27 protein-coding genes, 1 pseudogene and 1 riboswitch are annotated in these 26,625 nt (G+C 71.6%); of the genes and pseudogenes, 11 read left to right on the forward strand and 17 right to left on the reverse strand.

Translation table 11 applies throughout. The features are described 5' to 3' along the window. Positions 1 to 175: 175 nt before the first annotated feature. Genes bioD through bioB form a run of 3 tightly spaced genes read right to left on the reverse strand, consistent with a single transcriptional unit; the run spans position 176 to position 3,337 of the window. Positions 176 to 892 (reverse strand): dethiobiotin synthase, encoded by a 717-nt coding sequence (gene bioD / locus AC5P09_RS37745; RefSeq protein ID WP_493878215.1) that lies wholly within the window; start codon positions 890 to 892, stop codon positions 176 to 178. A gap of 14 nt (positions 893 to 906) precedes the next feature. After that, positions 907 to 2,196 carry an adenosylmethionine--8-amino-7-oxononanoate transaminase gene (locus AC5P09_RS37750; RefSeq protein WP_493878216.1) on the reverse strand — a complete coding sequence of 430 codons (1,290 nt, stop codon included), beginning with the start codon at positions 2,194 to 2,196 and terminating at the stop codon, positions 907 to 909. Next, positions 2,189 to 3,337 carry a biotin synthase BioB gene (bioB, locus tag AC5P09_RS37755; RefSeq protein ID WP_493878217.1) on the reverse strand — a complete coding sequence of 383 codons (1,149 nt, stop codon included), beginning with the start codon at positions 3,335 to 3,337 and terminating at the stop codon, positions 2,189 to 2,191. The genes AC5P09_RS37750 and bioB overlap by 8 nt, the downstream gene beginning before the upstream one ends. A gap of 167 nt (positions 3,338 to 3,504) precedes the next feature. Between bioB and AC5P09_RS37760 the strand changes: the two genes are divergently transcribed. Continuing rightward, a complete protein-coding gene (locus AC5P09_RS37760) occupies positions 3,505 to 4,632 on the forward strand; it encodes an 8-amino-7-oxononanoate synthase (RefSeq protein WP_493878218.1) in 1,128 nt (375 codons plus the stop codon). 42 nt (positions 4,633 to 4,674) lie between these two features. Here AC5P09_RS37760 and AC5P09_RS37765 read toward each other — a convergent pair whose 3' ends face one another. After that, the gene (locus tag AC5P09_RS37765; protein ID WP_266443683.1) at positions 4,675 to 4,905 is read right to left on the reverse strand and encodes a DUF397 domain-containing protein; all 231 of its coding nucleotides are present in this window, start codon (positions 4,903 to 4,905) and stop codon (positions 4,675 to 4,677) included. A gap of 9 nt (positions 4,906 to 4,914) precedes the next feature. Further along, entirely contained in the window at positions 4,915 to 5,775 is an 861-nt protein-coding gene (locus tag AC5P09_RS37770; protein WP_493878219.1) for a helix-turn-helix domain-containing protein, read from the reverse strand. Between the two features lie 214 nt (positions 5,776 to 5,989). Here AC5P09_RS37770 and AC5P09_RS37775 point away from each other — a divergent pair, with 214 nt between their 5' ends. Further along, positions 5,990 to 6,448: an ATP-binding protein gene (locus AC5P09_RS37775; protein ID WP_493878220.1), complete on the forward strand. Its 459-nt coding sequence runs from the start codon at positions 5,990 to 5,992 to the stop codon at positions 6,446 to 6,448. Between the two features lie 53 nt (positions 6,449 to 6,501). Here the strand turns inward: AC5P09_RS37775 and AC5P09_RS37780 are convergent, their stop codons facing one another. The 4 genes and pseudogenes from AC5P09_RS37780 to AC5P09_RS37795 form a co-directional block, all read right to left on the reverse strand. Continuing rightward, positions 6,502 to 7,065, reverse strand: coding sequence for a DUF6328 family protein (locus tag AC5P09_RS37780; RefSeq protein ID WP_493878221.1), 564 nt, complete (start codon positions 7,063 to 7,065; stop codon positions 6,502 to 6,504). A gap of 136 nt (positions 7,066 to 7,201) precedes the next feature. Then, the gene (locus tag AC5P09_RS37785; protein WP_266443695.1) at positions 7,202 to 7,675 is read right to left on the reverse strand and encodes a C40 family peptidase; all 474 of its coding nucleotides are present in this window, start codon (positions 7,673 to 7,675) and stop codon (positions 7,202 to 7,204) included. Positions 7,676 to 7,678: 3 nt separating this feature from the next. After that, positions 7,679 to 7,858: riboswitch (cyclic di-AMP (ydaO/yuaA leader) on the reverse strand. A 370-nt stretch (positions 7,859 to 8,228) separates the two neighbouring features. Further along, the gene (locus AC5P09_RS37790) at positions 8,229 to 8,537 is read right to left on the reverse strand and encodes a hypothetical protein (RefSeq protein ID WP_266443697.1); all 309 of its coding nucleotides are present in this window, start codon (positions 8,535 to 8,537) and stop codon (positions 8,229 to 8,231) included. Between the two features lie 7 nt (positions 8,538 to 8,544). Continuing rightward, positions 8,545 to 9,179, reverse strand: a pseudogene (locus tag AC5P09_RS37795) (ATP-dependent Clp protease proteolytic subunit). A 63-nt stretch (positions 9,180 to 9,242) separates the two neighbouring features. Here AC5P09_RS37795 and AC5P09_RS37800 point away from each other — a divergent pair. Then, on the forward strand, positions 9,243 to 9,521 hold the full coding sequence (locus tag AC5P09_RS37800) for a type II toxin-antitoxin system Phd/YefM family antitoxin (protein WP_493878222.1): 279 nt from the start codon (positions 9,243 to 9,245) through the stop codon (positions 9,519 to 9,521). Positions 9,522 to 9,590: 69 nt separating this feature from the next. On the opposite strand, the gene AC5P09_RS37805 is transcribed toward AC5P09_RS37800, so the two are convergent. Continuing rightward, positions 9,591 to 10,616 (reverse strand): ABC transporter permease, encoded by a 1,026-nt coding sequence (locus tag AC5P09_RS37805; RefSeq protein WP_493878223.1) that lies wholly within the window; start codon positions 10,614 to 10,616, stop codon positions 9,591 to 9,593. A gap of 170 nt (positions 10,617 to 10,786) precedes the next feature. On the opposite strand from AC5P09_RS37805, the gene AC5P09_RS37810 reads away from it, so the two are divergent. The 8 genes from AC5P09_RS37810 to AC5P09_RS37845 all read left to right on the forward strand — a co-directional run bounded on the left by AC5P09_RS37810 (position 10,787) and on the right by AC5P09_RS37845 (position 17,910). After that, a complete protein-coding gene (locus AC5P09_RS37810; protein ID WP_493878224.1) occupies positions 10,787 to 11,437 on the forward strand; it encodes a TetR/AcrR family transcriptional regulator in 651 nt (216 codons plus the stop codon). 133 nt (positions 11,438 to 11,570) lie between these two features. Then, positions 11,571 to 11,873 (forward strand): urease subunit gamma, encoded by a 303-nt coding sequence (locus tag AC5P09_RS37815; protein ID WP_010355509.1) that lies wholly within the window; start codon positions 11,571 to 11,573, stop codon positions 11,871 to 11,873. A 15-nt stretch (positions 11,874 to 11,888) separates the two neighbouring features. Next, positions 11,889 to 12,200, forward strand: a complete 312-nt coding sequence (locus tag AC5P09_RS37820) for an urease subunit beta (RefSeq protein WP_307673188.1) — start codon at positions 11,889 to 11,891, stop codon at positions 12,198 to 12,200. Then, on the forward strand, positions 12,193 to 13,914 hold the full coding sequence (locus AC5P09_RS37825) for an urease subunit alpha (protein ID WP_493878225.1): 1,722 nt from the start codon (positions 12,193 to 12,195) through the stop codon (positions 13,912 to 13,914). Before AC5P09_RS37820 ends, AC5P09_RS37825 begins: the two co-directional genes overlap by 8 nt. Before the next feature lie 13 nt (positions 13,915 to 13,927). Beyond that, a complete protein-coding gene (locus AC5P09_RS37830; RefSeq protein ID WP_493878226.1) occupies positions 13,928 to 14,602 on the forward strand; it encodes an urease accessory protein UreF in 675 nt (224 codons plus the stop codon). A 133-nt stretch (positions 14,603 to 14,735) separates the two neighbouring features. Then, complete coding sequence (gene ureG / locus AC5P09_RS37835) at positions 14,736 to 15,413, forward strand: urease accessory protein UreG (RefSeq protein WP_493878227.1); 678 nt, start codon at positions 14,736 to 14,738, stop codon at positions 15,411 to 15,413. Next, a complete protein-coding gene (locus AC5P09_RS37840; RefSeq protein WP_493878228.1) occupies positions 15,410 to 16,174 on the forward strand; it encodes an urease accessory protein UreD in 765 nt (254 codons plus the stop codon). Before ureG ends, AC5P09_RS37840 begins: the two co-directional genes overlap by 4 nt. A gap of 140 nt (positions 16,175 to 16,314) precedes the next feature. Further along, positions 16,315 to 17,910, forward strand: coding sequence for an alpha/beta hydrolase (locus AC5P09_RS37845; protein WP_493878229.1), 1,596 nt, complete (start codon positions 16,315 to 16,317; stop codon positions 17,908 to 17,910). Positions 17,911 to 17,958: 48 nt separating this feature from the next. On the opposite strand, the gene AC5P09_RS37850 is transcribed toward AC5P09_RS37845, so the two are convergent. The 7 genes from AC5P09_RS37850 to AC5P09_RS37880 form a co-directional block, all read right to left on the reverse strand. Next, positions 17,959 to 18,999 carry an NAD-dependent epimerase/dehydratase family protein gene (locus AC5P09_RS37850; RefSeq protein ID WP_493878259.1) on the reverse strand — a complete coding sequence of 347 codons (1,041 nt, stop codon included), beginning with the start codon at positions 18,997 to 18,999 and terminating at the stop codon, positions 17,959 to 17,961. Positions 19,000 to 19,069: 70 nt separating this feature from the next. Continuing rightward, on the reverse strand, positions 19,070 to 19,795 hold the full coding sequence (locus tag AC5P09_RS37855) for a lysophospholipid acyltransferase family protein (protein ID WP_493878230.1): 726 nt from the start codon (positions 19,793 to 19,795) through the stop codon (positions 19,070 to 19,072). Positions 19,796 to 19,939: 144 nt separating this feature from the next. Continuing rightward, positions 19,940 to 21,169: a PP2C family protein-serine/threonine phosphatase gene (locus AC5P09_RS37860; protein WP_493878231.1), complete on the reverse strand. Its 1,230-nt coding sequence runs from the start codon at positions 21,167 to 21,169 to the stop codon at positions 19,940 to 19,942. 92 nt (positions 21,170 to 21,261) lie between these two features. Further along, entirely contained in the window at positions 21,262 to 23,760 is a 2,499-nt protein-coding gene (locus AC5P09_RS37865) for a SpoIIE family protein phosphatase (RefSeq protein ID WP_493878232.1), read from the reverse strand. Between the two features lie 114 nt (positions 23,761 to 23,874). Further along, complete coding sequence (gene rocD, locus AC5P09_RS37870; RefSeq protein WP_493878233.1) at positions 23,875 to 25,110, reverse strand: ornithine--oxo-acid transaminase; 1,236 nt, start codon at positions 25,108 to 25,110, stop codon at positions 23,875 to 23,877. Then, the gene (gene ddaH, locus AC5P09_RS37875) at positions 25,107 to 25,928 is read right to left on the reverse strand and encodes a dimethylargininase (protein WP_493878234.1); all 822 of its coding nucleotides are present in this window, start codon (positions 25,926 to 25,928) and stop codon (positions 25,107 to 25,109) included. Before ddaH ends, rocD begins: the two co-directional genes overlap by 4 nt. A 126-nt stretch (positions 25,929 to 26,054) precedes the next feature. Beyond that, a complete protein-coding gene (locus AC5P09_RS37880; RefSeq protein WP_307673177.1) occupies positions 26,055 to 26,570 on the reverse strand; it encodes an Lrp/AsnC family transcriptional regulator in 516 nt (171 codons plus the stop codon). Positions 26,571 to 26,625 lie beyond the last annotated feature (55 nt).

The following is a 26,625-nucleotide window of genomic DNA, read 5'->3' on the forward strand; positions in this document are numbered from 1 at the left end:
CGGCGTTGTCGTCGGTTGCCGATTCCCCCACTCTCGACTTCGCTCGAGCGGGGGGACCCCCATCGCATCGACGCCCTGCTCCGCCTTGCAGCTCGGCGCACCATGCCCCGCTCACCCGCGTCGATCAAGCACCGCCGATTCCCTGCGACCTGATCCGCCGGACCGGCCCTAGGGCCTAGGGAGCCTCCCGCCCCCGGAACGCCTCCGCGTCCCACGTCCCGTCCAGCCGCGGCGCCAGCCAACCCGGCGCCGCGGTGCGGAAGTCGGCGGGATCGAGGGCCCCGGCACCGGCGGACAGGGCGCCCAGCAGCGGGGCCCCGGACACGTCCGGCAGGTCCGCCAGATTGCAGCGCGAGGCGAGATCGGGTGCCTCGGGCCAGCTGCCGATCAGGATCCCGGCCAAGTCCAGCCTGCGCCTTCGCAGTTCACGGGCCGTCAGTTCCGTGGTGTTCAGCGTGCCCAGGCCCGCCGACGCCACCACCAGCACCGGCGCCGCCAGCAGCGCGGCCGCGTCGGCCAGCGTCCCGCCCGCCGCGTCGAACCGCACGAGCAGTCCGCCCGCCCCCTCGACCAGCACCAGGTCGTGCTCGGTGGCCAGCTTGGCGGCGGCCTCGGCGACCTCCTGGGGACGCACCGGCGACCGCCCCGCCCGTCGCGCGGCCGTGGCCGGTGCCAACGGTTCGGGAAAGCGGGCAAGTTCGGCGGCCGTTACGGCACCCGCGAGCCGCGCCACCTCGGCGGCGTCCCCGGGCTCGTCCGGCCGTACGCCCGTCTGCGCGGCCTTGAGCACGGCCACCGACCGTCCGGCGGCGAGCGCGGCGGCGGCCACGGCGGCGGTCGCGATCGTCTTGCCGACCTCCGTGCCCGTGCCCGTGATCACCAGTACTGGCATGTCATCCCTCCCGCTCACCCTTCGCGCGCCGCCGCGCACACCGCGCGCGCGATCCGTGCCACGTCCGCGTCGCCCGTGACATACGGCGGCATCGTGTAGACGAGGTCGCGGAACGGCCGCAGCCACACACCCTCGCGCACGGCGGCTTCCGTGGCCGCCTTCATGTCCACGGCGTGGTCGAGTTGCACTACTCCGATGGCGCCGAGGACCCGGACGTCCTTCACGCCCGGGATACCAAGAGCGGGCGCCAGCCCGTCCCGCAGCCCCGCCTCGATCCGCTTGACCTCCGCGAGCCAGTCCTGGCCCAGCAGGAGCTCGATCGAGGCGCAGGCGATCGAGGCGGCGAGGGGGTTGCCCATGAAGGTCGGGCCGTGGGCGAGCACCGGGACCTCGCCGCGCGAGATGCCGTCGGCCACGCGCGCGGTGCACAGCGTGGCCGCCATGGTCATATAGCCGCCGGTCAGCGCCTTGCCCACGCACATCACGTCCGGGGTCACCGCCGCGTGCTCCGCCGCGAACAGCGCGCCGGTGCGGCCGAACCCGGTCGCGATCTCGTCGAACACCAGCAGCACGCCGTGCGCGTCGCACGCCTCGCGCAGCACCCGCAGATACGCGGGGGAGTGGAACCGCATCCCGCCCGCGCCCTGCACCACCGGCTCGACGATCACCGCGGCCAGCTCGTCGGCGTGCCGCTCGATCAGCGCGCGCAGCCGGTCGGCGTACGACTCCTCGTACTCCGCCGGCGGCGGGTCCGCGAACACCTGGCGCTGGAGCACCCCGGACCACAGCTCGTGCATCCCGCCCTCGGGGTCGCACACCGACATGGGCTGCCAGGTGTCGCCGTGGTAGCCGCCGCGCCAGGTCAACAGGCGCTGCTTGGCAGGCCGTCCCAGCGAGCGCCAGTACTGCAGGCACATCTTGACCGCGACCTCGACCGACACCGACCCGGAGTCGGCGAGGAAGACATGCTCCAGGCCGTCCGGCGACATGTCGGCAAGGAGCTTCGCGAGCCGTACGGCGGGCTCGTGGGTGAGCCCGCCGAACATCACATGGCTCATCCGCCCGAGCTGCTCGCGCGCGGCCTCGTTGAGTACCGGGTGGTTGTAGCCGTGGATGGCCGACCACCAGGACGACATGCCGTCCACCAGCTCGTCCGAGCCGTCGGCCAGGCGCAGCCGTACCCCGCTCGCCGACTCCACGACGAGCGGTTCCTGCCGGCCGGGCATGGGACCGTACGGATGCCAGACGTGCCGCCGGTCCAGCTCCAGCAACTCGGCGACAGGCAGGCCGGTCAGGTCAGGCATTGGGCGCGAGGTCCGTTCCGGCGCCTCGACGGCGTACGGCCACCAGGTCCGTACGAGGCTCGCCCGCAGGCGCGGCGGCCGGAGCGGACCCGCACGCGCCGCCGCCCTCGTGCGACCCGCACCCGCCCCCGGCAGTCACCCGGTGCTCCGGGAGCGTCACCTGGTCGGTGCCCTCCACCTCGAACCCGGCGTCCGCGATCATGTCCAGGTCGGCCTTGCCGGCCTGGCCCTCCGTCGTGAGGTAGTCGCCCAGGAAGATCGAGTTGGCCAGGTGCAGGGCGAGCGGCTGCATGGTGCGCAGATGGACCTCGCGGCCGCCCGCGATGCGCACCTCGACGTCCGGGCAGACGAACCGGACCATCGCCAGGATCCGCAGGCAGCGCTGCGGGGTGAGGTTCCACTCCTTGGCGAGCGGGGTGCCCTCGACCGGGATCAGGAAGTTGACCGGCACCGAGTCCGCGTCCAGCTCGCGCAGCGAGAAGACCACGTCGATCAGGTCCTCGTCGCGCTCGCCCATGCCCGCGATCAGCCCGGAGCAGGCGGACAGCCCGGCCGCGTGCGCCTTCCGCACGGTCTCCACCCGGTCGGCGTACGTGTGCGTGGTCGTGATGTCCCCGTACGTCTCCTCGGACGTGTTGAGGTTGTGGTTGTAGGCGTCCGCGCCCGCCGCGCGCAGCCGCTCCGCCTGGCCGTCGGAGAGCAGACCGAGGCAGGCGCACACCTCGACGCCCTCGTTCTGGTCCTTGATCGCCTTGATGGTGTCGGAGACCCGGTCCACGTCCCGGTCGGTGGGCCCGCGCCCGCTGGCCACCAGACACACCCGTTTGGCGCCTCCCGCCAACCCGGCCGCGGCGGCCTTCGAGGCGTCGTCGGGCTTGAGCCAGGTGTACTTGAGGATGCCGGCCTTGGAGCCGAGCCGCTGGGAGCAGTAGGAACAGTCCTCCGGGCACAGGCCCGACTTGAGGTTGACCAGGTAGTTGAGTTTCACCCGTCGCCCGAACCAGTGCCGGCGCACCTTGCCGGCCGCGGCCACCACATCGAGCAGGTCGTCGTCGGAAGTGGCGAGGACGGCCAGCGCCTCCTCGCGGGTCGGCAGCTCGCGCCGAAGCCCCTTGTCCACCAGCGTGTTCAGCAGGTCCATGAGAGCCGATCCTGTCCTACGGAGCCGCCTTCGGCCAAGGAGAGTTCGCACAACAGAGACGCTTCGACGTGTGGGTATTGCCACATCATGGGTGCCCGGCAGTCCCGCTAGTGTCTGTGGACTGCCTACAAATCACCGGCACTGTCTACCCATTCCCTGGAGGGCCGATGGCGTTCGCCTGGATCGACGAGCAGGCCGAGCTGCGCCGCCGCGCCGGACTCGTACGGACGCTGCGCCCCCGCCCTTCCGACTCCCCGCTCCTGGACCTGGCGAGCAACGACTACCTGGGCCTGGCCCGGCACCGGGAGGTCACCGAGGGCGCGGCGCGGGCCGCGCGGACCTGGGGCGGCGGCTCGACCGGCTCCCGGCTCGTCACCGGCACCACGGAGCTCCATCAGGAACTGGAACGCGAGCTGGCCGACTTCTGCGGCTTCGAGGCGGCGCTCGTCTTCTCCTCGGGCTACGCGGCCAACCTCGCCGCGGTCACCGCGCTGGCGCCGCACGGCTCGCTGATCGTCTCCGACGCGGGCAACCACGCCTCGCTCATCGACGGCTGCCGACTGGCCCGCGGGAGCACGCAGGTCGTCGCGCACGCCGACCCGGACGCCGTACGCAAGGCGCTCCTGACCCACGAAGGACCCGCCGTCGTCGTCTCCGACACGGTCTTCTCCGTCGACGGCGACGCGGCCCCGCTGGCCGGGCTCGCCGAAGCGTGCCGGGAACGCGGCGCGGGGCTGGTGGTCGACGACGCCCACGGCCTCGGCGTCCTCGGCGACGGCGGCCGCGGCGCCCCGCAGGCGGCGGGCCTCGCGGGCGCCGACGACGTCGTCGTGACGGTCACGCTGTCCAAGTCGCTCGGCAGTCAGGGCGGTGCCGTCCTCGGCCCCGCCCGGGTGATCGACCACCTGGTCAACGCGGCCCGGACGTTCATCTTCGACACCGGCCTCGCCCCCGCGGCGGCGGGTGCGGCCCTGGCGGCCGTGCGCCTGCTGCGCCGCGAGCCGGAGCGGGCGGCGCGGGCCCGCGCGGTCGCCGCCGAGCTGCACGCACGCCTGAGCGCCGCGGGTCTGGAGGCGGTACGTCCGGACGCCGCGGTCGTCTCCGTGCGCGCACCGTCCCCGGAGGGGGCCGTGCGCTGGGCGGCCGACTGTCGTGCGCAGGGGCTGGCCGTGGGCTGCTTCCGTCCTCCTTCCGTGCCCGACGGCATCTCCCGGCTGAGGCTCACCGCCCGCGCGGACCTCTTGGACGGGCAGATCGAACGCGCTGTACGGGTGATCGGCGAGACGCGACCATGAGTCGGCGTGCCACGGCCGTGCGTCGCCAGATGACTGAACGGGTCAGATGTGGTGCACCGCGGCCGTGAAACCCGCCCAGCTCTCGGGGGAGAAGAGCAGCGCGGGTCCGGCCGGGTTCTTCGAGTCGCGCACGGCGAGCAGTCCCGCCGAGTGCCCGGCCACGAGCCGGGCAGTCTCGACGCAGTTGTTCGCTCCCGTGCTGTAACTGCTGCGCAGCCACCGCAGGCCGGGCAGATCAGTACCGGAAAGTACGTGCCGAGGCAGGGCAGACATGGTGCCTCCTTACGCGCCGTCACCTATAGCGGCGATGTAGTCCAACGAGTCCTCGGGCGAAAGGGCGTGGAACTGAAGGGCGTTGAAGGCCTCGGTGTAGGCCTGGAGGTCTTCTTTCCGCTCGAGATAGAGGCTACTCGTCAAGTGGTCGAGAACAACCACATCCAGATCAGATGTGCGCGAAAATGAGAAAATAACGAAAGGGCCGGTGACGCCGATGTGCGCGCCGGCCGCGAACGGCAGTACCTGCAACCGCACTTGGGGCAGCCGCGCCGCTTCCACCAGCCGTGCCAGCTGCCGCGCCATGATGTCGGGGCCGCCCACTTCCCGCCGCAGCACGGCCTCGTCCAGGACGGCACTCAGCGCCAGCGGCGGATGCGAACGCAGCACGTCCTGCCGGGCCAGGCGCACCTCGACCAGGGCGTCCAGCTTTTCCTCGTCCAGCCCGTCCACCGCCGCCTTCGTCACCGCCCGGGCGTACTCGGGGGTCTGCAGGAGCCCGGGCACCACCGAGATCTCCAGGGTGCGCATCGCGCTCGCCTGCGACTCCAGGCTGATGAAGTCCCGGTAGGTCGGCGGCAGCACCCCGCGGTACGCGTGCCACCAGTGGTGGCGGCCGCCGCCCTCGTCGGATCCCGCCAACATCAGGAGTAACTCCCGTAGTTGGGAGTCGTGCACCCCGTAGGCGTCGAGGAGTAACCGAACATCGGCCGGTTTCACACCGCTCGCGCCGGTCTCGATCCGGCTCACCTTGGACTGGTGCCACCCCACGAGCCGGGCCGCCTCACCACTCGTGAGCTCCGCACCGGTGCGCAGCGCACGCAGTTCGGCGCCCAGCTTCCGGCGGCGCACCGCGGGACCGTGCTGCATGGGGCTACTCCTTACTCCAACCGAGGCACCCAAATACGCTCTGCCGTGGCAGAGTTCACCGCTACGAGCGACAGATATATGCATATCTTGGTGGATCGCCACCCCTGACCGCCTCGGTGATGGCACTCTGGCGACGAAGCACCAGTCCGGGACCGTACTCGAACCTCCGCCTTCGCGTCGGACTGCGGTCCCGCGGGAAAGGGACGACGTCGTCATGGCAGACCACCTGGAATCATCCGTCACTCTGCCGAGCGATCCCGCTTCGGTCTCCGCGGCCCGCTCCTACGTGCTCACCACCCTGGCTGAGTGGGGTCTGCCCGCAGAGACGGAAGTGGCCGACACCATCCGCCTCATCGTCTCCGAACTCGCCACCAACGCCGTACAGCACACCTTCGGGCAGTCACCCACCTTCACGGTGGACATCGTGCTCGACCGTGACGAACACCTGCGCATCGGTGTCACGGACAGCCACCCGCGCTTCCCGAAACGGCTGCCGGCCGCCGTCCAGCAGGACAACGGCCGCGGCATGGTGATCATCCGCTGGCTGACCGCCGAGTGCGGCGGCAAGCTGAGAGTCCGGCCCACCCGCGAGGGCGGCAAGACCGTCTCGATCGAAGTGCCGTGGACCGTACCGGCCGAACCGGTACCGGCGGCCGGCCAGCAGGAGCCGTAACCCTCACACCGGCGGGCGGTACCCGGGATGCGGGCGCTGCCGGCGCCAGGGGGTCATCGGCGTCGCGCCGGCAGTTCTCGGTGCGGCACTCCTCCTCGCACCGGTGTGGGCGGCCTGACGGCCGTCCGGTGCGTGTCCGCCCGTACGGCCCGGCTCACCAGACGCGGCAGCAGCCACCACAGGCACAGACACACGAACAGGGTCGCCCCGCCCGCGGCCAGCCCGCCGGCCCGGCCGGTCGTCACGTCCACCACGAGCAGCACCGACCCGGTGAACGCGAGCACCAGCACCCCCATGCCGAGGGTGGCGAGCCGCGAGGAGACCTGGACTATGCGGGGCTTGGCGCCCTTCTGGAAGAGCGAGCGGTGCAGGGCGGCGGGCGCGGTGAACAGTGCCGCCGCGAGGACCGCCAGCAGGAGCGTGATGACGTACGTGGTGCGCTGGACCGTGTCGAGCGACGGGAAGCGCGGCGTGAAGGCCAGCGTCAGGAGGAAGGCGAAGAGGATCTGCACCCCGGTCTGCGTGACGCGCAGTTCCTGGAGCAGTTCGCCGAAGTTGCGGTCGGCGCGCTCCAGCGGGGTCTCGTTGCGTGCCGTGCAGGGACTGTGGTCGGCCATGGACGGACGAGTAACCATCTCAGCCCGTGTCACGCGTCCTGAGAGTCCCGGAGCGCCCTTGGCGCCCCTGAGGAGCCCTTGAGAGCCCCGGAGGGGGCGACGGCGGGTCAGGTCGCCGCCGCCCCCCGAGGGTGGGTCACTTGACCCGGCCGTACCAGACGCTCTTCGTCCAGATCTTCTGCAGTCGCACGACGTCCCCGGTCTTCGGGGCGTGCCAGATCTTCCCCTTCCCGGCATAGATGCCGACGTGGTACACGTTCGACCCCGAGTGGAAGAACACCAGGTCTCCGGCCTTGCGGCTCCCGGAGGAGATGTGGCGCGTCTTGTTGTACTGCTGGGCCGCCGTGCGGGGGAGCTTCTTGCCCGCCTTCTTGAACGAGTACAGCGTGAGCCCGGAGCAGTCGAAGCGACGTGGTCCGGTGGCACCGTACTTGTACGGGGAACCCTTCTTGGACGCGGCGATCTGAAGTGCCTTCGTCGCCGGCGTGGCGGCCGCGGCATCGGACGCGACACCCGGGACCACGACGGAGCCGCCCATCGCGGCGATGGTGAGGGCCGAGGCCGTACCGGCTCGGACCATGAGCGACGGGACACGATTGAGCGCAGTCATGCGCAACCCTTCGTCAGCCGCCTGTGAAGGATGACCTGTCGGATTCGGGCTGGCGAAGTTGCCCGGCCGCTGCTGCGGCTTCACCCCAAGGGCAGCTCGGCGCGGTCATGGCGTGACCGTTCCGGCGACCCGTCGTGCTTGGGTCCTCCACTCCTGCCGATCCACTTCTGTCGACCTGTCATCCGGGCAGCGGCAGGACTCGGCGTCCGCCCGGATCGCCCCGCCGCTGCGGCGGGGTCTTGTCGTCAGACAGGGATCTTGGCTCACGGATGTCCGAAAATCCCAACGGAACCGATGGTTTGTGTTGTTACTCACCACTCACCCGTTCGGGTGGACACCCCAGTGTTCGAAGGGGTGTCCAGGGATCCGCGGACGCCCGGACCAGCACCGGAACGACTCATTCCGCCCTGAGGTCATGCGTGTTGCGCAACCGTGACGGGCCCGTAAATGGACGTGCGACTACTCCAAAAGGCGGTACGCCATTTGGTCCGTTTCGGCGCCGGTCCGGACGCTCCGTCAGGAGGACGGAAGGCCCGGACCGGCTGTGGGTGCGTCAACTGTCGGAGAGCGGCGGCAGTGTGACGCGAGCTGCGCGGCGCTCCCCGTCCAGCACCCGCAGCGCACGCGCAAGCGTGTCGGCGTGCACCTCGGTCTCGCCCCGACGGTGCATCAGCGCCAGCGCGTCCCGCAGCTCGGCCGCCTTGGTGACCAGTGCCTGCGCGGCCCGCAGCCCGCGGTACGTGTCGCCGTGGCGGGCGGGGTTGATCCGGCCGAGCAGGTCGACCACGTCGAGGTAACGGTCGATCAGTTCGCCCTCGGCGCGTGTCAGGGCGGGCAGGGGCGGCAGTTCGGGTGGGAGCACCGGCCGCTCACCTCCCGGTGGGCGGGGCGATCGTCGCCTTACGGCTCGGGATGATCCGGTCCGCGAGGCCGTACTCCAGCGCTCCCGGCGCGTCCAGGATCTTCTCGCGCTCGATGTCGGCGTTCACCTGCTCCGGGCTGCGGCGGGTGTGCTTGACGAGCAGTTCCTCCAGGCGGGAGCGCACGCGGAGCAACTCGTCGGCCTGGATGGCCAGATCGCTCGCCTGCCCCTGCACCGGCTCGTACACGGCGGGCTGGTGGATCACCACGCGCGCACCCGGCAGCAGGTTCCGCTTGCCCGGCGTGCCCGCCGCCAGCAGCACCGCGGCGGACGAACCGGCCTGCCCCAGACACGTCGTCTCCACGTCACAACGGACGTACTGCATCGTGTCGTAGATCGCGGACATCGCGCTGAACGAGCCCCGGGCGAGTTGATGTACAGCGAGATGTCCCGGTCCGGGTCCTGGTACTCCAGGTACATGAACTGAGCCATCACGTCGTTCGCCGAGGTGTCGTCGATCTGCGTCCCGAGGAAGACGATCCGCTCCTCCAGGAGCTTCGAGTACGGATCCATCGACTTGTGCCCGTAGCTGGTGCGCTCGGTGAATTCGGGCAGCACGTAGCGGGCGGATGGTCGGGTCATGGGTACCCCTCCTTCGGCGTCTGTAAAAAATGTACAGGACGTACGTGACGTTATGATGGGGGTATGGCCTACGAGATTCCGGTGACGCAAGCCAGAGCTGAACTCGCCGACCTGATCAACCGGGTGGTGTACGGCGGTGAGCGGGTGGTCGTGACACGGCACGGCAAACCCCTCGTCGCCCTGGTTTCCGCCGCCGACCTCGAACGGCTGGAGGAGCTCCAGGAGCCCGCGGAGGAGCAGGTGATCAGCGCGGTCTCCAGCGTCCGCGAGGTCGCGTCCGCTCCCCGCGAACAACAGCGCTTCGGCATCGCGGCACACCATCGGGGGCACGGCCCGTCCTAGAGACGACAGGACCGTGCACCCCCGTCCGCTACAGCGGGGGTGCACGGTCGGACCGGTGCGGCCGGCCGGTCAGCCGACGGCCACGGGCTTCCGCTCGGGCGCGGGCTCGGCGCGCTTCGTACGCGCCGCGAGCGCGTTTCCCAGCAGTACGGCGCCCAGACCCAGCGCGGCCCACCAGGAGAGGGTCAGGGCGGGCCCGGTCGCTGCCGCGCCGTCGAAAAAGGACACCGAGCGCAGCAGGCTCGTGCCCGCGCCCGGCGGCAGCCGCTGGCCGATCGTCCCGAACGGCTCGGGCAGCATCTGCGGCGCGGTGGCCGCCCCGGAGAACGGGTTGCCGAACAGCATCACGACGCCCGCGGCCACCCCGACGCCGGCCTGCCCCAGAAGGGCGGCCAGCCCGGCCACCGCCGCCCCGACGGCCAGCGTCGACAGGGCGAACGATCCCGCCTCCGCCCACCAGTCGCCTGCGAGGACGCCCAGCCAGCTGTGTGCGAGGGCGGCGGCCACCACGCCGACCAGGGCCGCGGCGCCGACGAGTGCGCCGACGGCACGCAAGCCGCGCAGTCCGAGCAGGGTCACCGCCGCGCCCGCCGCGATGCCGGCCAGGGCGAGCGGCAGCACGCTCGCGTTCAGTGCCGAGCCCCGCGGGTCCGCCTCGGGGGCGGCCACCACGTCGACCGTCCTGACCTGCGCACCCGAGGCGGCGGCCTGCTCGGCCACCGTCTGCTGGAGCAACTGGGCGACGAACGGGCTCGCCGCGGAGGCGGTCAGCAGCTCGGTGCCCTGGGGGGTGACCACGACCGCGCCGTATACGGTCCGGTCCTCGACGGCGTCCCGGGCGGCGGCCTCGTCGGCGTAGCGGTGGATCTCGAACGCGCCTTCGTGCTGTGCGAGTTGTTTCTCCATCTGGGCCGTCGCGGCGGCGGGCCCGGCGACGCCGAGCGGCAGGTCCCGAGGTGCGGTGCGGGCCGCGGGCCAGGCGAAGGCCCACAGGGCGAGCGCCGCGAGCAGCGGGACCAGGACCGCCACGGCGACCATGCGGCGGCCGTGCGGCAGGGGCCGAGGCTCGGCCTGGGTGGCGGAGAGGGTGGACATGGGGCTGTGCTCCTCGGGTCGGGGCGCTTCTCTCGTCGGCGGCGGAGGCCGAAGAGAGGGCTGCGCCAACAGCCTGCGGTAAAAAGAAGGATCGTTCGTTTTGAGCTGCTTCCACCGTCCCGTCGTGACGCCTTCTTGTCAAGAAGGAACGTTCGTTTTAAGTTGGGGCCATGGCCCGTGTATCCCAGCAGCACCTCGACGCCCGCCGCCGCCAGATCCTCGACGGCGCCGCGCTCTGCTTCGCCCGCAACGGCTTCCACGCCACGTCCATGCAGGACGTGCTGAAGGAGGTCGATCTCTCGGCCGGAGCGGTGTACCGCTATTTCGGTGGCAAGGAGGAGCTGATCGCCGCGATCGTCGGCGAGGTGCTCGGGTCGGTCCGTGACGCCTTCGAGGGGGCGGCGAAGCAGAGTCCGCCTCCGCCGCCCGACGTCCTCGTCGGCGCTGTGCTGGGCCGGACGCTCGCCACGAGGGCGTCGCTGACCGTCGACGGCGAACCGGCCTTTCCGCGGCTGATCGTCCAGGTGTGGGCCGAGACGCTGCGCAACCCGGAGCTGGCCGCCACCCTGCGGAACGGCTATTCCGCTGTCGGTGAGGCCTGGACGCGGGTCGTCGAGGCGTACCAGGACGCCGGGATGATGCGGGCGGACCTGTCCGCGGAGCATGTCGCACGCACCATGATCGCGACCGTCCAGGGGTTCGTCGCGCAGCAGCCGCTGCTGGGGCCGGCCCCGGTCGAGGTTCTCCAGAACGGACTACGCGCGTTGATGAGCATGTCGGCCCCCACAGAGAGGCCTGAACGGATCAAGAAAGTGGGCTGAACGGATCACAGCTCGGTTAACTTGCTTGAAACCCGGTCCAACTAGCCTGCCGATCCACGCCACCAGGGACGTTGCCCGGGGGCTGCGGCAGCCGGACCCCGCACGGTCCGGAGCGAGGACTGTGAGGTGGGACGTGCAACTGACCCCGCACGAGCAAGAGAGGCTGCTGATCCATGTGGCGGCCGACGTGGCCGAGAAGCGCCGGGCCCGCGGGCTGAAGCTCAACCACCCCGAGGCGGTCGCGCTCATCACGTCGCACATCCTCGAGGGCGCGCGTGACGGCCGTACGGTCGCCGAGCTCATGGCCTCCGGACGCAAGTTGCTCACCAGGGACGACGTCATGGAGGGCATCCCCGAGATGATCCACGACGTCCAGGTCGAGGCGACCTTCCCGGACGGCACCAAGCTCGTCACCGTCCACGACCCGATCGTCTGACGGGCAGGAGCCGCCATGATTCCCGGAGAGTTCCTGTTCGCTTCAGGCCCGATCGTCTACAACGAGGGGCGCGAGGTCACCGCGCTGACCGTCCTCAACGCCGCCGACCGGCCCGTCCAGGTCGGCTCCCACTACCACTTCGCCGAGGCCAACCCCGGTCTGGAATTCGACCGCGGCGCCGCACGCGGCAAGCGGCTCAACATCGCCGCCGGCACCGCCGTGCGCTTCGAGCCCGGGATCCCCGTCGACGTCGAACTCGTCCCGCTCGCCGGCGCCCGTGTGGTGCCCGGGCTGCGCGGGGAGACCGGAGGTGCCCTCGATGCCTGAGATCTCGCGTGCCGCGTACGCCGACCTGTTCGGCCCCACCACCGGCGACCGCATCCGGCTCGCCGACACCGACCTGCTCGTCGAGATCGAGGAGGATCGTTCCGGCGGTCCGGGACTCGCCGGTGACGAGGCCGTCTTCGGCGGCGGCAAGGTCATCCGCGAGTCCATGGGCCAGTCGCGTGCTACGCGCGCAGAGGGCACCCCGGACACGGTCATCACCGGCGCTGTGATCATCGACCACTGGGGGATCGTCAAGGCCGACGTCGGCATCCGCGACGGCCGGATCACCGGCATCGGCAAGGCCGGCAACCCCGACACCATGGACGGCGTCCACCCCGACCTGGTGATCGGCGCCGAGACCGAGATCATCGCCGGCAACGGGCGGATCCTGACCGCCGGCGCCGTCGACGCGCACGTCCACTTCATCTGCCCGCAGATCGCCGACGAGGCGCTGTCGGCCGGCGTCACGACGCTGGTCGGCGGCGGCACCGGACCGGCCGAGGGCTCGAAGGCCACGACGGTGACGCCGGGGCCCTGGCACCTGGCCCGGATGATGGAGGCGATGGAGCAGTATCCGCTGAACATCGGCTTCCTCGGCAAGGGCAACACCGTCTCCCACGAGGCGATGCTGTCCCAGATTCGCGGCGGCGCCCTCGGCCTCAAGCTGCACGAGGACTGGGGCTCGACCCCGGCCGTCATCGACGCCTCGCTGACCGTCGCCGACCGCACCGGCATCCAGGTCGCCATCCACACCGACACGCTCAACGAGGCCGGATTCGTGGGCGACACCCTCGCCGCGATCGCCGGACGCGGCATCCACGCCTACCACACCGAGGGTGCGGGCGGCGGGCACGCGCCGGACATCATGACCGTGGTCTCCGAGCCGCACGTGCTGCCGAGTTCGACGAACCCGACGCGGCCGTACACCGTGAACACCGCCGAGGAACACCTCGACATGCTGATGGTCTGCCACCATCTCAACCCGGCCGTCCCGGAGGACCTCGCCTTCGCCGAGTCCCGGATCCGGCCCTCCACCATCGGCGCGGAGGACATCCTCCACGACCTGGGCGCCATCTCGATCATCTCCTCCGACGCCCAGGCCATGGGCCGGGTCGGCGAGGTCATCATGCGGACCTGGCAGACGGCCCATGTGATGAAGCGGCGGCGGGGCGCGCTGCCGGGCGACGGACGCGCCGACAACCGTCGGGTACGTCGCTATGTCGCCAAGTACACGATCAACCCGGCCGTCGCGCAGGGCCTCGCCCACCAGGTCGGCTCGGTCGAGACCGGCAAGCTCGCCGACCTGGTGCTGTGGGAGCCCGCGTTCTTCGGGGTCAAGCCGCACCTCGTCGTCAAGGGCGGCCAGATCGCGTACGCGCAGATGGGCGACGCCAACGCGTCCATTCCGACGCCGCAGCCGATCCTGCCGCGCCCGATGTTCGGTGCGATCGGGCGGGCGCCGGCCTCGAACTCCTTCAACTTCGTGGCGCCGCTCGCCATCGAGGACGGGCTGCCGGAGCGGCTGCAGTTGGGCAAGCGCTTCGTCGCCATCGAGTCGACGCGTGGCGTCACCAAGGCCGACATGCGGGAGAACGACGCGCGGCCCCGCGTCCAGGTCGATCCCGACAGCTTCGCCGTGCACATCGACGGCGAGCTCGTCGAGGCGACTCCGGCCGCCGAACTGCCCATGGCCCAGCGCTACTTCCTCTTCTGACGGCGCGGATCCGATGTCACGAGCAGCACTTCTCGTTCTGGCCGACGGCCGCTTCCCCGCCGGAGGGCACGCGCACTCCGGCGGCGCCGAGGCGGCCGTCAAGGCCGGGCGCGTCACCGGGGGCGCGAGCCTTGAGTCCTTCTGCCGGGGGCGGCTGCACACGGCCGGGCGGGTCTCCGCGGCGCTGGCCGCGGCGGCCGTACTCGGGGTTGATCCCGCGGAGTTGGATGCGGCGGCCGATGCGCGGACGCCGTCGCCCGCACTGCGGGTCGCCGCGCGGAAGCTGGGCCGCCAGCTGATGCGGGCCGCGCGGGCGACCTGGCCGTCCGAGGAACTCGACGCCCTGGCGCGGGAGTTTCCCAAGGGGGCGCATCAGCCGGTGGTGCTGGGCCTGGCGGCTCGGGCGGCGGGCCTGGGGGCGCTTGACGCCGCCTACTGTGCGGCGTACGAGAGTGTCAGTGGGCCGGCGTCGGCCACGGTGCGGTTGTTGAGTCTGGATCCCTTCGATGCGACCGGGGCGCTGGCTCGGCTGGCGCCGGAGCTGGATCGCGTCGCGGATCAGGCGGTGGAGGCGGCGCGGATGGTTGTCGACGAGGGGGTCGATGCCTTGCCCGCGGCTTCCGCTCCGCTGCTGGAGATCTCTGCCGAGGTGCATGCTGCCTGGCCCGTACGGCTCTTCGCGTCGTAGGAGGTTGTTCGCCCCCACCGCCCCTACCCGTCCCATCACCAGGGGCTCCGCCCCTTCGACCCCGTCACCCCCCAGAGGGGGTACCCCCAGACGGGCTGAATACAGCCGACCTCGTGCAAAAGGAGCCGCCCCTATGCATCTCGACCACTCCCTCGACGGCCCCGCCGCCGTCAGCGCCGACGCTCATCGTCCCGACGGCTCGCACCGGGCCCTGAGGATCGGGCTCGGTGGGCCTGTCGGGTCCGGGAAGACCGCTACCGTCGCCGCGCTGTGCCGGTCCTTGCGTGACGAGTTGTCCCTCGCTGTCGTCACCAATGACATCTACACGCGCGAGGACGCCGAGTTCCTGCTGCGGGAGGCCGTGCTGCCGCCCGAGCGGATCACCGCCGTGGAGACGGGCGCCTGTCCGCACACGGCGATCCGGGACGACATCTCCGCCAATCTCGAAGCGGTGGAGGACCTGGAGGACGAGGTCGGTCCGCTGGACCTCATCCTCGTCGAGTCCGGCGGCGACAACCTGACCGCCACCTTCTCCAGGGGGCTCGTCGACGCGCAGATCTTCGTGATCGACGTGGCCGGTGGTGACGACATTCCGCGCAAGGGCGGCCCGGGCGTCACCACCGCCGACCTGCTCGTCGTCAACAAGACCGACCTCGCCCCGTACGTCGGCTCCGACCTGGCGCGGATGGCGGCCGACGCCAAGGCGCAGCGGGCCGAACTGCCGGTCGTCTTCCAGTCGCTCAGGACCGAGGCCGGCGTGCGGGACGTCGCCGTCTGGGTGCGGGCGCAGCTCGCCGCGTGGACGGCATGACCGCGACCGGGACCGGGGTGCGGGCCACCGCGCGGATGCTCGCGCGGGACGACGGCCGCGGCGGTACGTCCCTGCCCGTCCTCGAGGGCGACGGGCCGCTGGCCCTGCGGCGGACCCGGGGAAGCGGCAGCGAGGCACACGTCATGCTCGTCGGCGCGATGAGCGGGCCGCTCGGCGGCGACCACTTCACCGTGGAGGCCGGAGTGGAGACCGGCGCCCGGCTGCGCGTCGGGTCGGCCGCCGCCACCATCGCACTGCCGGGCCAGGCCAAGGGCGAGGCCCGCTACGACGTCCGGCTCACCGTCGCCGACGGCGGCGAACTGCGCTGGCTGCCCGAGCAGTTGATCTGCGCGCACGGCAGCGATCTGTACGTCACGACCCGTGCCGACCTCGGTGCCACGGCCCGGCTCGTCCTGCGCGAGGAGCAGGTGCTCGGGCGTGCCGGTGAGGAACCGGGTCGGCTCGGCAGCCGGCTGGTCGTACGGATCGCGGGGCGTACCGTGCTCGACCAGGAGCTGTCCTGCGGTCCCGGGGCACCGGGCGGCTGGGACGGGCCCGCCGTGCTCGCGGGGCATCGGGCTGTGGGCCAAGTCGTCGTCGTACGGCCGGAGTTCGCGGACCAACCGGTGACGGCCCGGGTGCTGGGGGAGGGGGCCGCGATCATGCCGCTCGCGAGGCCGGCCGCGCTGGTGACCGCCGTGGCGCCGGACGCGCTGAAGCTTCGGCGGATACTCGACGAGGCGCTGACGACCCTCGGTTGAAAACGGCGGCGCGGACCGCCAGGCGAACGTCTCAGTCCGGTTATCGGATTGGCAAAGAAGGTCAACAACCCCTGTCCTCAGGGAGCTCACAGCCGAGAGGATCCCCGTACCGATCACAACGACATACGGGGAGGCCCCACTTGAGGGACAAGAGAGCGACGAGGCGGACGGCCGCGTTCGGTTCCGCCGGAGTGCTCGTCACGGTGACCCTGATAGCCGGGGCCGTCGCGGCGCCCACCGCGAGCGCGGACACCCGCCACGGCCAGGACCGCGAGGCCCGCGGCGCCGCGATCGCCGCCGTCAAGGCCGAGAAGACCGGGATCGACTGGCAGGACTGTCCGGCCGACTGGGGCCTGGAGAAGCCGATCCAGTGCGGCTATGTCACCGTGCCGCTCGACTACGCCAAGCCGTTCGGCAAGCAGATCAAGCTCGCCGTCGACCGCATCGGCAACACCGGCACCAAGGAGGAGCGCCAGGGCGCCCTCATCTACAACCCGGGCGGACCGGGCGGCTCCGGCCTGCGCTTCCCGCGCCGGGTCACCACCAAGGCGCCCGTCTGGGCCAACACGGCCAAGGCGTACGACTTCGTGGGCTTCGACCCGCGCGGCGTAGGCAAGTCGGCGCCCATCTCCTGCGCCGACCCGCAGGAGTTCGTGAAGGCACCCAAGATGGACCCGGTGCCGGACTCCGAGGCCGACAAGCTGGCCCAGCGCAAGCTGGCCCGCGAGTACGCCGAGGGCTGCTACGAGCGCAGCGGCGAGATGCTGCCGCACATGACCACGCCGAACACCGCGCGTGACCTGGATGTCATCCGTGCCGCCCTCGGCGAGAAGAAGCTCAACTTCCTCGGCGTCTCCTACGGCACCTACCTCGGCGCGGTCTACGGCACCCTGTTCCCGGGCCATGTCCGGCGCATGGTCGTCGACAGCGTCGTCAACCCCTCACGGGAGAAGATCTGGTACGAGGCCAACCTCGACCAGGACGTCGCCTTCGAGGGCCGCTGGAAGGACTGGCAGGACTGGGTCGCCGCCAACGACGCCGTCTTCCACCTCGGCGACACCCGCGCCGAAGTCCAGGCGAAGTGGCTGGAGTTGCGGGCGGCGGCCAAGAAGAGCCCCATCGGCGGGGTCGTCGGACCGGCCGAACTGCTCGGCTTCTTCACGGGCGCCCCGTACTACGACTCCTCGTGGATTCCGGTCGCCACCGTGTTCAGCAAGTACTTCGCCGGCGACACCCAGGCGCTCGTCGACGCGGCCGCCCCCGACCTGACCGACACCGCGGGCAACATCGCCTCGGAGAACGGCAACGCCGTCTACACGGCCGTGGAGTGCACCGACGCCAAGTGGCCCACCAGCTGGAAGAAGTGGGACCGGGACAACACGCGACTGCACCAGAACTACCCGTTCCTGACCTGGTCCAACGCGTGGATGAACCTGCCGTGCGCGACCTGGCCGGTCAAGCAGCAGACGCCGGTCGACGTCAGGACCGGCAAGGGGCTGCCGGGCGTGCTGATCGTGCAGGCCGAGCATGACGCCGCCACCCCGTACGGCGGCGCCGTCGAACTGCACAAGCGCTTCAAGGGCTCCCGCCTGATCACCGAGAAGGACGCGGGCTCCCACGGCGTGACCAGCCTGGTCAACCCGTGCATCAACGAGCGGGTGGACGCCTACCTGCTCTCCGGCAAGCTGGACGGCGCCGACGTGACGTGCGGACCGCACGCGACGCCGAAGCCGTAACCAGTACGTCGTGAAGGGGGGGCGGCCGTCACCGACGCCGCCCCCCTTTCACGCGTCGAGCGCGTCGACCGTGTCGAGCGTGTCGAGAAACGCGTCCTCCGCCGCGTAGTCGAAGAGGTCGCCGTACGACTCGAGCATCTTCGGGTACGCCTCCCGCCAGTCCCGCCCCGCGAGCCGCCCCTCGATCCACGCGACCGTGTCCGGCAGCGTCTCGGCGTACCGCACGACCGGGCGGTAGCCCAACTCCCGTTCCGCCGCGGACATGTCGCACACCACGGGCAGCGGCACCGACCACGGCGTGTCACCCACCGTGGGCGCCGGGGGCGGCCCCTCCACCAGGACGTGCTCGCTCTCGACACCCATGACGGCGTCGATCGCCCGCGCGATCTCCGCGACCGTCGGAGCGTCCGGGTCCACGGCGTTGAGGACCCGGGCGCCCGGCCGTGCGGCGGCCAGCCGGATCAGCTCGGCGATGTTGTGGACGCTCGCCGGATGGAACCGGCTTGTGCCTCCGTAGCCCAGGACGCGCCGGGGCCGGCCGTCCAGGTTGCGCTTGACGAAGTAGAGCTCGCGCGGGGTCCGGCAGTGCGGCCCGTGGATCGCACCGGCACGCAGCAGCGTGGTCGGCAAACGGCCGCCCGCCGCGAGGAGTTCGCGCTCCAGCCCCGCCTTGCGGGTGCTGTACGAGGTGTCGGCCGGCCGGACGGTCCGCTGGTCCTCCGTGATCGGCACCGGGAACTCGGGGAAGCCACCCGGCTCCTGCTGGGTGTCGAAGCCCCGCCCCTTGTCGTCCTCGTACACCGACGCGCTGGAGATCACCACGGCCGAGCCCACGCGATCGCCCAGCGAGGTCAACTGCCGTGCGTGCTCCGTCCCGTAGGCCACCATGTCGACCAGGACGTCACAGCCGTCACCGACCGCCGCGGCCAGCGCCGCGTCGTCCTCCCGGTCCGCGCGCACCGCTCGCACGTCGTCGGGCCAGCCCTCGTCCCGTGTGCCCCCGCGCGAGACGGCCGTCACCTCCCAGCCGTCCCGGGCCAGCACGCCCACGGCGGCCCGTCCGATCTGTCCCGTCGCTCCGACCACCACAGCACGTCTCATGCGGCGACCGTACGACCGGGACCGCCGCGCCCGCCAGGTGCTCTGCCGACAGCAGAGGTCAACTCAGCGGCAGCCGCGGGAACCTGCGCTCCTTCTCCGAGCGCGCCGCGGCCTCCTCCGCCTTGGCGACCGCCGCGTACTGGTCGACGTACTCCTGCTCGGACAGCGTCAGGATCGCGTACATGATCTCGTCGGTGATCGCGCGCAGGATCGCCTTCTCGTTCTCCATGCCGGCGTACCGGGAGAAGTCGAGGGGCTTGCCGAAGCGGATCACCACGGGGTGGATGTTGGGGACGAGCTTGCCGGGCGGCTGGGCCTCGAAGGTGCCGATCATCGCGCAGGGGATGACGGGCACTTGGGCTTTGAGCGCCATCACCGCGACGCCGACCTTGCCCTTGTAGAGCCGGCCGTCGTGGGAGCGGGTGCCCTCCGGGTAGATGCCGAGCAGCTCGTCCTTGCTCAGGACGCCGAGCCCCTCGCGGATCGCGGCCTGGCCCGCCTCCTTCCCGGAGCGGTCCACGGGGATCTGTCCGGCGCTGCGGAAGAAGGTCGCGACCAGCCGGCCCCTGATGCCGGGGCCCGTGAAGTACTCGGCCTTCGCGAGGAAGGTGATGCGCCGCTTCAGGACCGCGGGCATCAGGAAGTGGTCCGAGAAAGAGAGGTGATTGCCCGCGACGATGGCCGCGCCCGATGCCGGAACGTGCTCCAGGCCTTCTATTCGAGGGCGGAAGACCAGTCTCAGCAACGGCCCCAAGAACACGTATTTGAGCAGGTAGTAGAACAAGGGGGGTCGCTCCTCACTCCGGCGGTCGGCTCAACCGCCGCGTTAAAGCAGGTCAACCGGCACGTCGTGGGGGTGCCAGTGTAGGCGCAGGCCGCGGTTGCCGGAACCGGACGGGGGCACCCGCGGCCACACCCACCGCCCTCCTCACAGTCGCACGATGATCAGGGCCGTGTCGTCCGTGGCGCCGCCGGGTGGCAGCAGCTCCAGCAGGACGGCGTCGGCGAGGGTCTCGGGGTCGGCGGCTCGGTGGCGGCGCAGGGAGTCGGCCAGGCGGGCCAGACCGGTGTCGATGTCCTCGTGGCGCCGCTCGACCAGGCCGTCGGTGTACAGGGCGAGGGTGGCGCCGCCGGTGAAGGTGGTGCCGGCCTGGGGTCTCGGGATCGGGTCGGGCCGGGCGTCCAGCGGGGGATCGGTGGCCCGGTCGAGGAACTCCACCCGGCCGTCGGGGTGGACGAGGACAGGCGGCGGGTGGCCGGCGCTGCTGTAGGTGATCGTGTGCCGGTCGAAGTCGATGAACGTGGTGACCGCGGTGGCCGATTCGGCGCCGTCGACCACATGGGCATACCGGCCGAGGACGTCCAGCGCCTGGGCCGGGCCGTCCGCGACCCGCGAGGTGGCGCTGAGCGCGCTGCGCAGCTGGCCCATGACACCGGCCGCGGCCAGCCCGTGGCCGACCACGTCGCCCACGGACACACCGAGGCGGTGGCCGCCCACCAGGTCGACCAGGTCGTACCAGTCGCCGCACACGTTCAGCGCGCCGACCGCGGGCCGGTAGCGGACGGCCGCCCGGTGGTTGCCGACCTGCCGACGGGCGGGCAGCATCGCCTCCTGCAGGGCCAGGGCCACCTCGCGCTCGCGGGCGTGGGCCCGGCGCAGCCGTTCGTTGAGCTCCTGCAGCTCGCGGCCGCGGGTGTACAGCTCGGCCTCCAGCACCTGTGCCCGGCCGGTGCTCCGGCCGCCGCGGGCCCGGATCAGCTCGGTGACCTCCTCGACCCGGTGCACCAGCAGCACCACCTCCCCGTCCGGGCCGAGCACCGGCGCGTTACAGGGGCTCCAGTACCGCTCCTGCCAGTGCCCGGGCCGCTCGGGGTCCTCGACGTCGTACCGCTGCAGGGCCATCGCGTCACGCTCGCCCGTGGCCAGCACGCGCTGGAGCGAGGCCTCCAGATTGCGCATGCCCGTCGCCGTGGGGTCGTTGGGGTTGTCCGGGAAGACGTCGAACATGTGCCGCCCGATCACCTGATCGCGCTTACGGCCGGCCGTGCGCAGGAACTCCTCGTTGATGTCCGCGAAGACCAGGCCGGGCGTGATCAGGGCGACCATTCCGGGCAGGGCCTGGAACACCGCCGCGTAGTCGATCGCCGAATCGTTCATGGCTCCCGCTCTCACCACCGGGATCACCCCATTTTCCCACGATATGCGCGGTCCTACGCCATCTGCGGTCCTAAGCCATCTGCGGTCCTACGTCACAGCGGCGCATCCGTCAGCGACTGCTCGGCCCAGATGACCTTGCCCTCCGGCAGGAAACGGGTGCCCCAGCGCTGGGTGAACTGGGAGACCAGCAGCAGTCCGCGCCCGCCCTCGTCCGTGGTGCGGGGATGGCGCAGGTGGGGCGCGGTGGCGCCGCTGTCGAACACCTCGCAGATCAGCGTCCGGTCCTTGATCAGCCGGAGCCGGATGGGGCCGGAGGCGTGCCGGATGGCGTTGGTGACGAGTTCGCTCACCACGAGCTCCGTGATGAAGGCCAGCTCGTCCAGGCCCCAGTCCGACAGCCGGCGGCCGGCCGTCTTGCGGGCGTCGGCGACCACGGCCGGGTCGGCGGGCAGTTCCCAGGACGCGACCCGGTCGGCGTCGAGGCGCCTGGTACGCGCCATCAGCAGGGCCACGTCGTCGCGGGGACGGGCCGGGGCCAGGGTGTCCACGACGGCACGGCAGCGCAGGTCGAGCGAGGGAGCCGACCGCGCCAGGGCCTTCCGGAGCCGATCCCGGTTCGCGTCCTCGGACCACTCCTCGCCGCAGGCCAGCAGACCGTCGGTGTACAGCGAGAGCGTGCTGCCCGCCGGCAGGATCATCTCGACCGACTCGAACGGCGGTCCGCCCGCCCCCAGCGGCGGCCCCTGGGGCAGCTCCACGAAGGTGATGGTCCCGTCGGGCCGGACGACCGCGGGTGCGGGATGCCCGGCGGCGGCCATCGAACACCGTCCGTCGACCGGGTCGTGGACGACGTACAGACATCCCGAGCCCACGGCCTGGGTGCTGTCGTCCTCCTCCTCCGCCCGGCCCTGCGGTGCCGCGCTCTCCTCCTGCGCCGTGCGCCCGACCAGGTCGTCGAGGTGGGCCAGGACCTCGTGCGGCGGCAGATCCAGCGCCGCGAGCGTGCGTACGGCGGTCCGTAGCCGCCCCATGGCCGCCGCGGCGTCGATGCCGTGCCCGGGCACCTCGCCCACGACGAGGGCCACCCGTGCGCCGGAGAGCGGGATCAGGTCGTACCAGTCGCCGCCCAGACCCGTCAGCTCGTTCGCCGGGCGGTAACAGGCGGCCACCTCCACGGCGTCCTGGTCGGGCAGCCGGTGCGGGAGCAGATTTCGCTGCAGCGCCAGCGCCGCGTCCCGCTCGCGGGTGTAGCGCCGGGCGTTGTCCACACACACCGCCGCCCGCGAGACCAGATCCTCGGCCAGGCTCAGGTCGTCCTCGTCGAAGGGTTCCTGACGGTGCCGCCGGAAGAACGTGGTCACGCCGAGGGTGACCCCCCGGGCCCGGACCGGCACGACCATCGCGCTGTGCGGCGCGAGGTCCCAGGACATGGCGCCCTGGCTGCCGGGGGTGCCGGCGCCCCACGCCCGGGCGAGCGGGTCGAGCCGCTCCTCGCGCCAGGACCGGCCGGTGGCGAGGCAGCGGATCGGCGGTGAGCCGGGCGGGTAGACGACGGGGGCGCCGATGCCGAGGGCGTCGGCGTCGGCGTGGGCGTCGGCGTGGGCGGCACCGTCGTCGCCCTCTTGGAGCGAGGTCCGCCCCGCCCGCCGCAGCCGTACCGGATCCGTCCCGTCCAGCGGCCCGGACTCTGGTTCCGCTCCCCGCAGCACCGACTCCAGCAGGTCCACGACGACCAGGTCGGCGAGCGCCGGTACGGCCACGTCGGCCAGCTCCTGCGCCGTCCGGACGATGTCCAGGCTGCGGCCGATGTACTCGCCGGCCCGGTCGAGGAGGGCCAGCCGCTGCCGGGCGCGGTGGTGCGCGGTGATGTCGACGACGGTGTAGTACACGCCCATCGGGTGACCCCGCTCGTCGTCGAGCCGGGTGAACGACATCACGTGCGCGGTCTCCCGGTGCGGCGCGGAGCGCACGCTGCCGACGTGCTCGTACCCGAAGACCGGCTCCCCGGTCGCCAGCACGTGCCGCATCTGCGCCTCGATGGCAGCGGAGTCCAGGCCCGGCTGTATGTCCGCGAGCCGCAGCCCGAGCCGACGCACGGGCGGTCCGCCGCCGAACTGTGCCAGGGCGGCGTTCGACCAGACGTACCGCAGGTCGGTGTCGACGATGGCGATACCGATGGGGGACCGGTCGACCATCTGCTCCAGCACGGTGCGCTGCATGTCCCAGCCGGGGGCCCCGGCCAGCTCCGACAGCAGCGCCAGCCACCGCGAGGGCCCCCGCGCCTCCTCGGCGGCGGCGATCCGCACCATCACCCTGACCGGCCGCCCGTCCGCGCGGCGCACCGACAGCAGCCCGGCCCAGCCGCCGTCCCGGCCCCACTGCTCGACCAGACCGGGCACCCGCCCGGCGTCCTCCTCGGTCACCAGGTCGGCCAAGGTCCTGCCCACCGCCTCGGCGGCCGGGTACGCCAGCAGCCGCTGCGCGCCGGCGCTCCAGCTCGTCACCACCCCCGCCGCGTCGAGCAGCAGGGGCGCCGCATCCGCCACGTCGAACCGACGGCGGGCAACCTCGTGCTCCTCAAATGTGCCCACGGCCGACCTCTCTGTCGCTGAGAGTGGTCTACCACCTCTTGCCCCAATCTTGCCCCCCGACGACGGGACCGCACCGCGCCGCAGGATCAGAACCGAGGCCGTCGAGCTGCGGGCTCAGCCCCGTCCGAGCACCCTCTGCAGCGACCCGAGCGCCGAGACGAGCTCCGCCTCCGTGATCGTCAGCGGCGGTGCCAGACGGATGGTCGAGCCGTGGGTGTCCTTGGCCAGGACGCCCTCTCCGAGGAGGCCCTGGCTGATCTCGCGGCCGGTGCCGAGGGCGGGGTCGATGTCGACGCCCGCCCAGAGACCGCGGGAACGGAACCCGACGACGCCCTGGCCGACCAGGTCGGCCAGGCCGTCGCGGAGCACTGTGCCGAGCTCGGCCGCCCGGCGCTGGAATTCACCCGTTTCCAGCAGTTCGACGACCGCCGTGCCGACCGCCGCGGCGAGCGGGTTGCCGCCGAACGTCGAACCGTGTTCGCCCGGCCGGAGTACTCCGAGGACGTCCCGGCGGCCGACCACCGCGGACACCGGCACGATGCCGCCGCCGAGCGCCTTGCCGAGCAGGAGTACGTCCGGGACGACCCCCTCGTGCTCGACGGCGAGCGTCCGGCCCGTGCGGCCGAGACCCGACTGGATCTCGTCGGCGATGAAGAGGCAGCCCTTGCGGTGGGTGAGTTCGCGGACGCCGGTCAGATAACCCTCGTCGGGGATGACAACCCCCGCCTCACCCTGGATCGGCTCGATCAGCACCGCCGCCGTCGTCTCGTCGACCGCCGCCTCCAGCGCGGCCAGGTCGTTGTACGGCACGACACGGAAACCGGGTGTGAAGGGGCCGAAGCCCGCCCGGGCCGTCTCGTCCGTGGAGAACGACACGATGGTCGTCGTACGGCCGTGGAAGTTGTCCGCGGCGACCACGATCGTCGCCCGGTCGGCCGGGACGCCCTTCACGTCGTACGCCCACTTGCGCGCCACCTTGATGCCGCTCTCGACCGCCTCCGCGCCGGTGTTCATCGGCAGCACCATGTCCTGCCCCGTCAACTGCGCGAGCCGCTCGGCGAATTCGGCGAGCCGGTCGTTGTGGAAGGCGCGTGAGGTCAGGGTGAGGCGGTCGAGCTGCGCGTGGGCCGCCTCGACCAGCGCCGGGTGGCGGTGGCCGAAGTTGAGGGCCGAGTAGCCGGCCAGCATGTCGAGGTAGCGGCGGCCCTCGACGTCCTCCACCCAGGTGCCCTCGGCACGGGCGACGACCACCGGCAGCGGGTGGTAGTTGTGCGCGAGGACCGGCTCCTCGGCGCGGATCAGGTCGGCGGAGGTGCGCGTGCGGACAGGGACACGGGTGGGAGCTGTCATGAGCGGATCTCCTGGGTGCAGCACTTGATGCCGCCGCCGGCCTTCTGGAACTCGGAGAGGTCGACGGCGACGGGGACATAGCCGTGGTCGCAGAGGCGGGAGGCGAGCGCCTCGGCCCGCGGTGCGATGAAGACGTGCCGGCCGTCGGACACGGAGTTGAGGCCGAAGGCCATCGCGTCGTCCCGGGTGGCGAGCACGGCGTCCGGGTACAGGCGGGCCAGCACCTCGCGGCTGCCCGGCGAGAACGCCTCCGGGTAGTACACGATGTTCTCTTCGTGCCCGCCGTCCAGGACGAACAACGCCGTGTCGAGGTGGTAGAAGTACGGGTCCACCAGCGTCAGGCTGATCACCGGATGGCCGAAGAACTCCTGCACCTCGCGGTGCGCCTCACGGGTCGTACGGAATCCGGTGCCGGCCAGGACGTACCGGCCGGTCCACACCAGATCGCCCTCGCCCTCGCAGACGGACTCCGGGCGGTGGACGTCGTAGCCCGCCGCCTTGAACCACGTGTCGTAGTGCGTGGATTCGGGACGGCGCTCGGGGGCGTGGAAGAGGGAGCCGAACACGCGGCCGTCGACGACGACCGCCGAGTTCGCGGCGAAGACCATGTCCGGGAGCCCGGGGACCGGGTCCACGGTGGCGACGTCGTGGCCGTGGGTGCGGTAGGCGTCGATCAGCGACTGCCACTGCTCCTGGGCCAGATCGACGTCGACCCGGGTGTCGGGATGCATCCAGGGGTTGATCGCGTACTGCACGGCGAAGTGTCTGGGTTCGCAGACGAGGAAGCGCCGCCGGCGCGGCACACGGGTATCGGTCACAGAGGGGTTCCTCCGCTTCCTGCGGTGTCGAGACTGAGGGGTGACACCAAGGTAGGAACTGACCGAGACGGCCGACAAGGAACAAGAATTGCGTGTTGGCGCAGGAATGCTGCGTCTTCGACCGGGTCAGCGCACGTCTGTTGCGCGTGTTGTGTCTTCCTCCGGTGCGGGCTGGCTGGCCCCGGCCTCCGGGCTCTCCGGAATGAGATGGGACAGCACCATCACACTGATCGTCTTGCGGATGAACGGCTCGATGCGGATCCGCTCCAGCACCTCCTCGAAGTGCTCGACGTCCCGCGCCCGCACGTGCAGCAGCGCGTCCGCCCCGCCGGTCACCGTCATCGCCGCCGTGATCTCCGGATGGTTGCGCATCACCTCCGCGAGCCGCCGCGGCGGGGCCGCGCCCTCGCAGTACACCTCGACGTACGCCTCCGTACGCCAGCCCAGCGCCGACGGCTTCACCGTCGCCGTGAACCCGGTGATCACACCCGTGTCCCGCATCCGGTCCACGCGCCGCTTGACCGCCGTCGAGGACAGCCCGACGCTCGCGCCGATCTCGGCGAAACTGGTCCTGGCGTTCGCCATCAACGCGGTGACGATCTTCCGGTCGAGCTCGTCGAAGGGCGCGGGCCTGCTGTTCATGCGGGCACTGTATCCAGCGGAAAGGTCCTGACCCCTCCACGTGTGCAGGCGTACG

Source organism: Streptomyces sp. a15, from assembly GCF_059026085.1.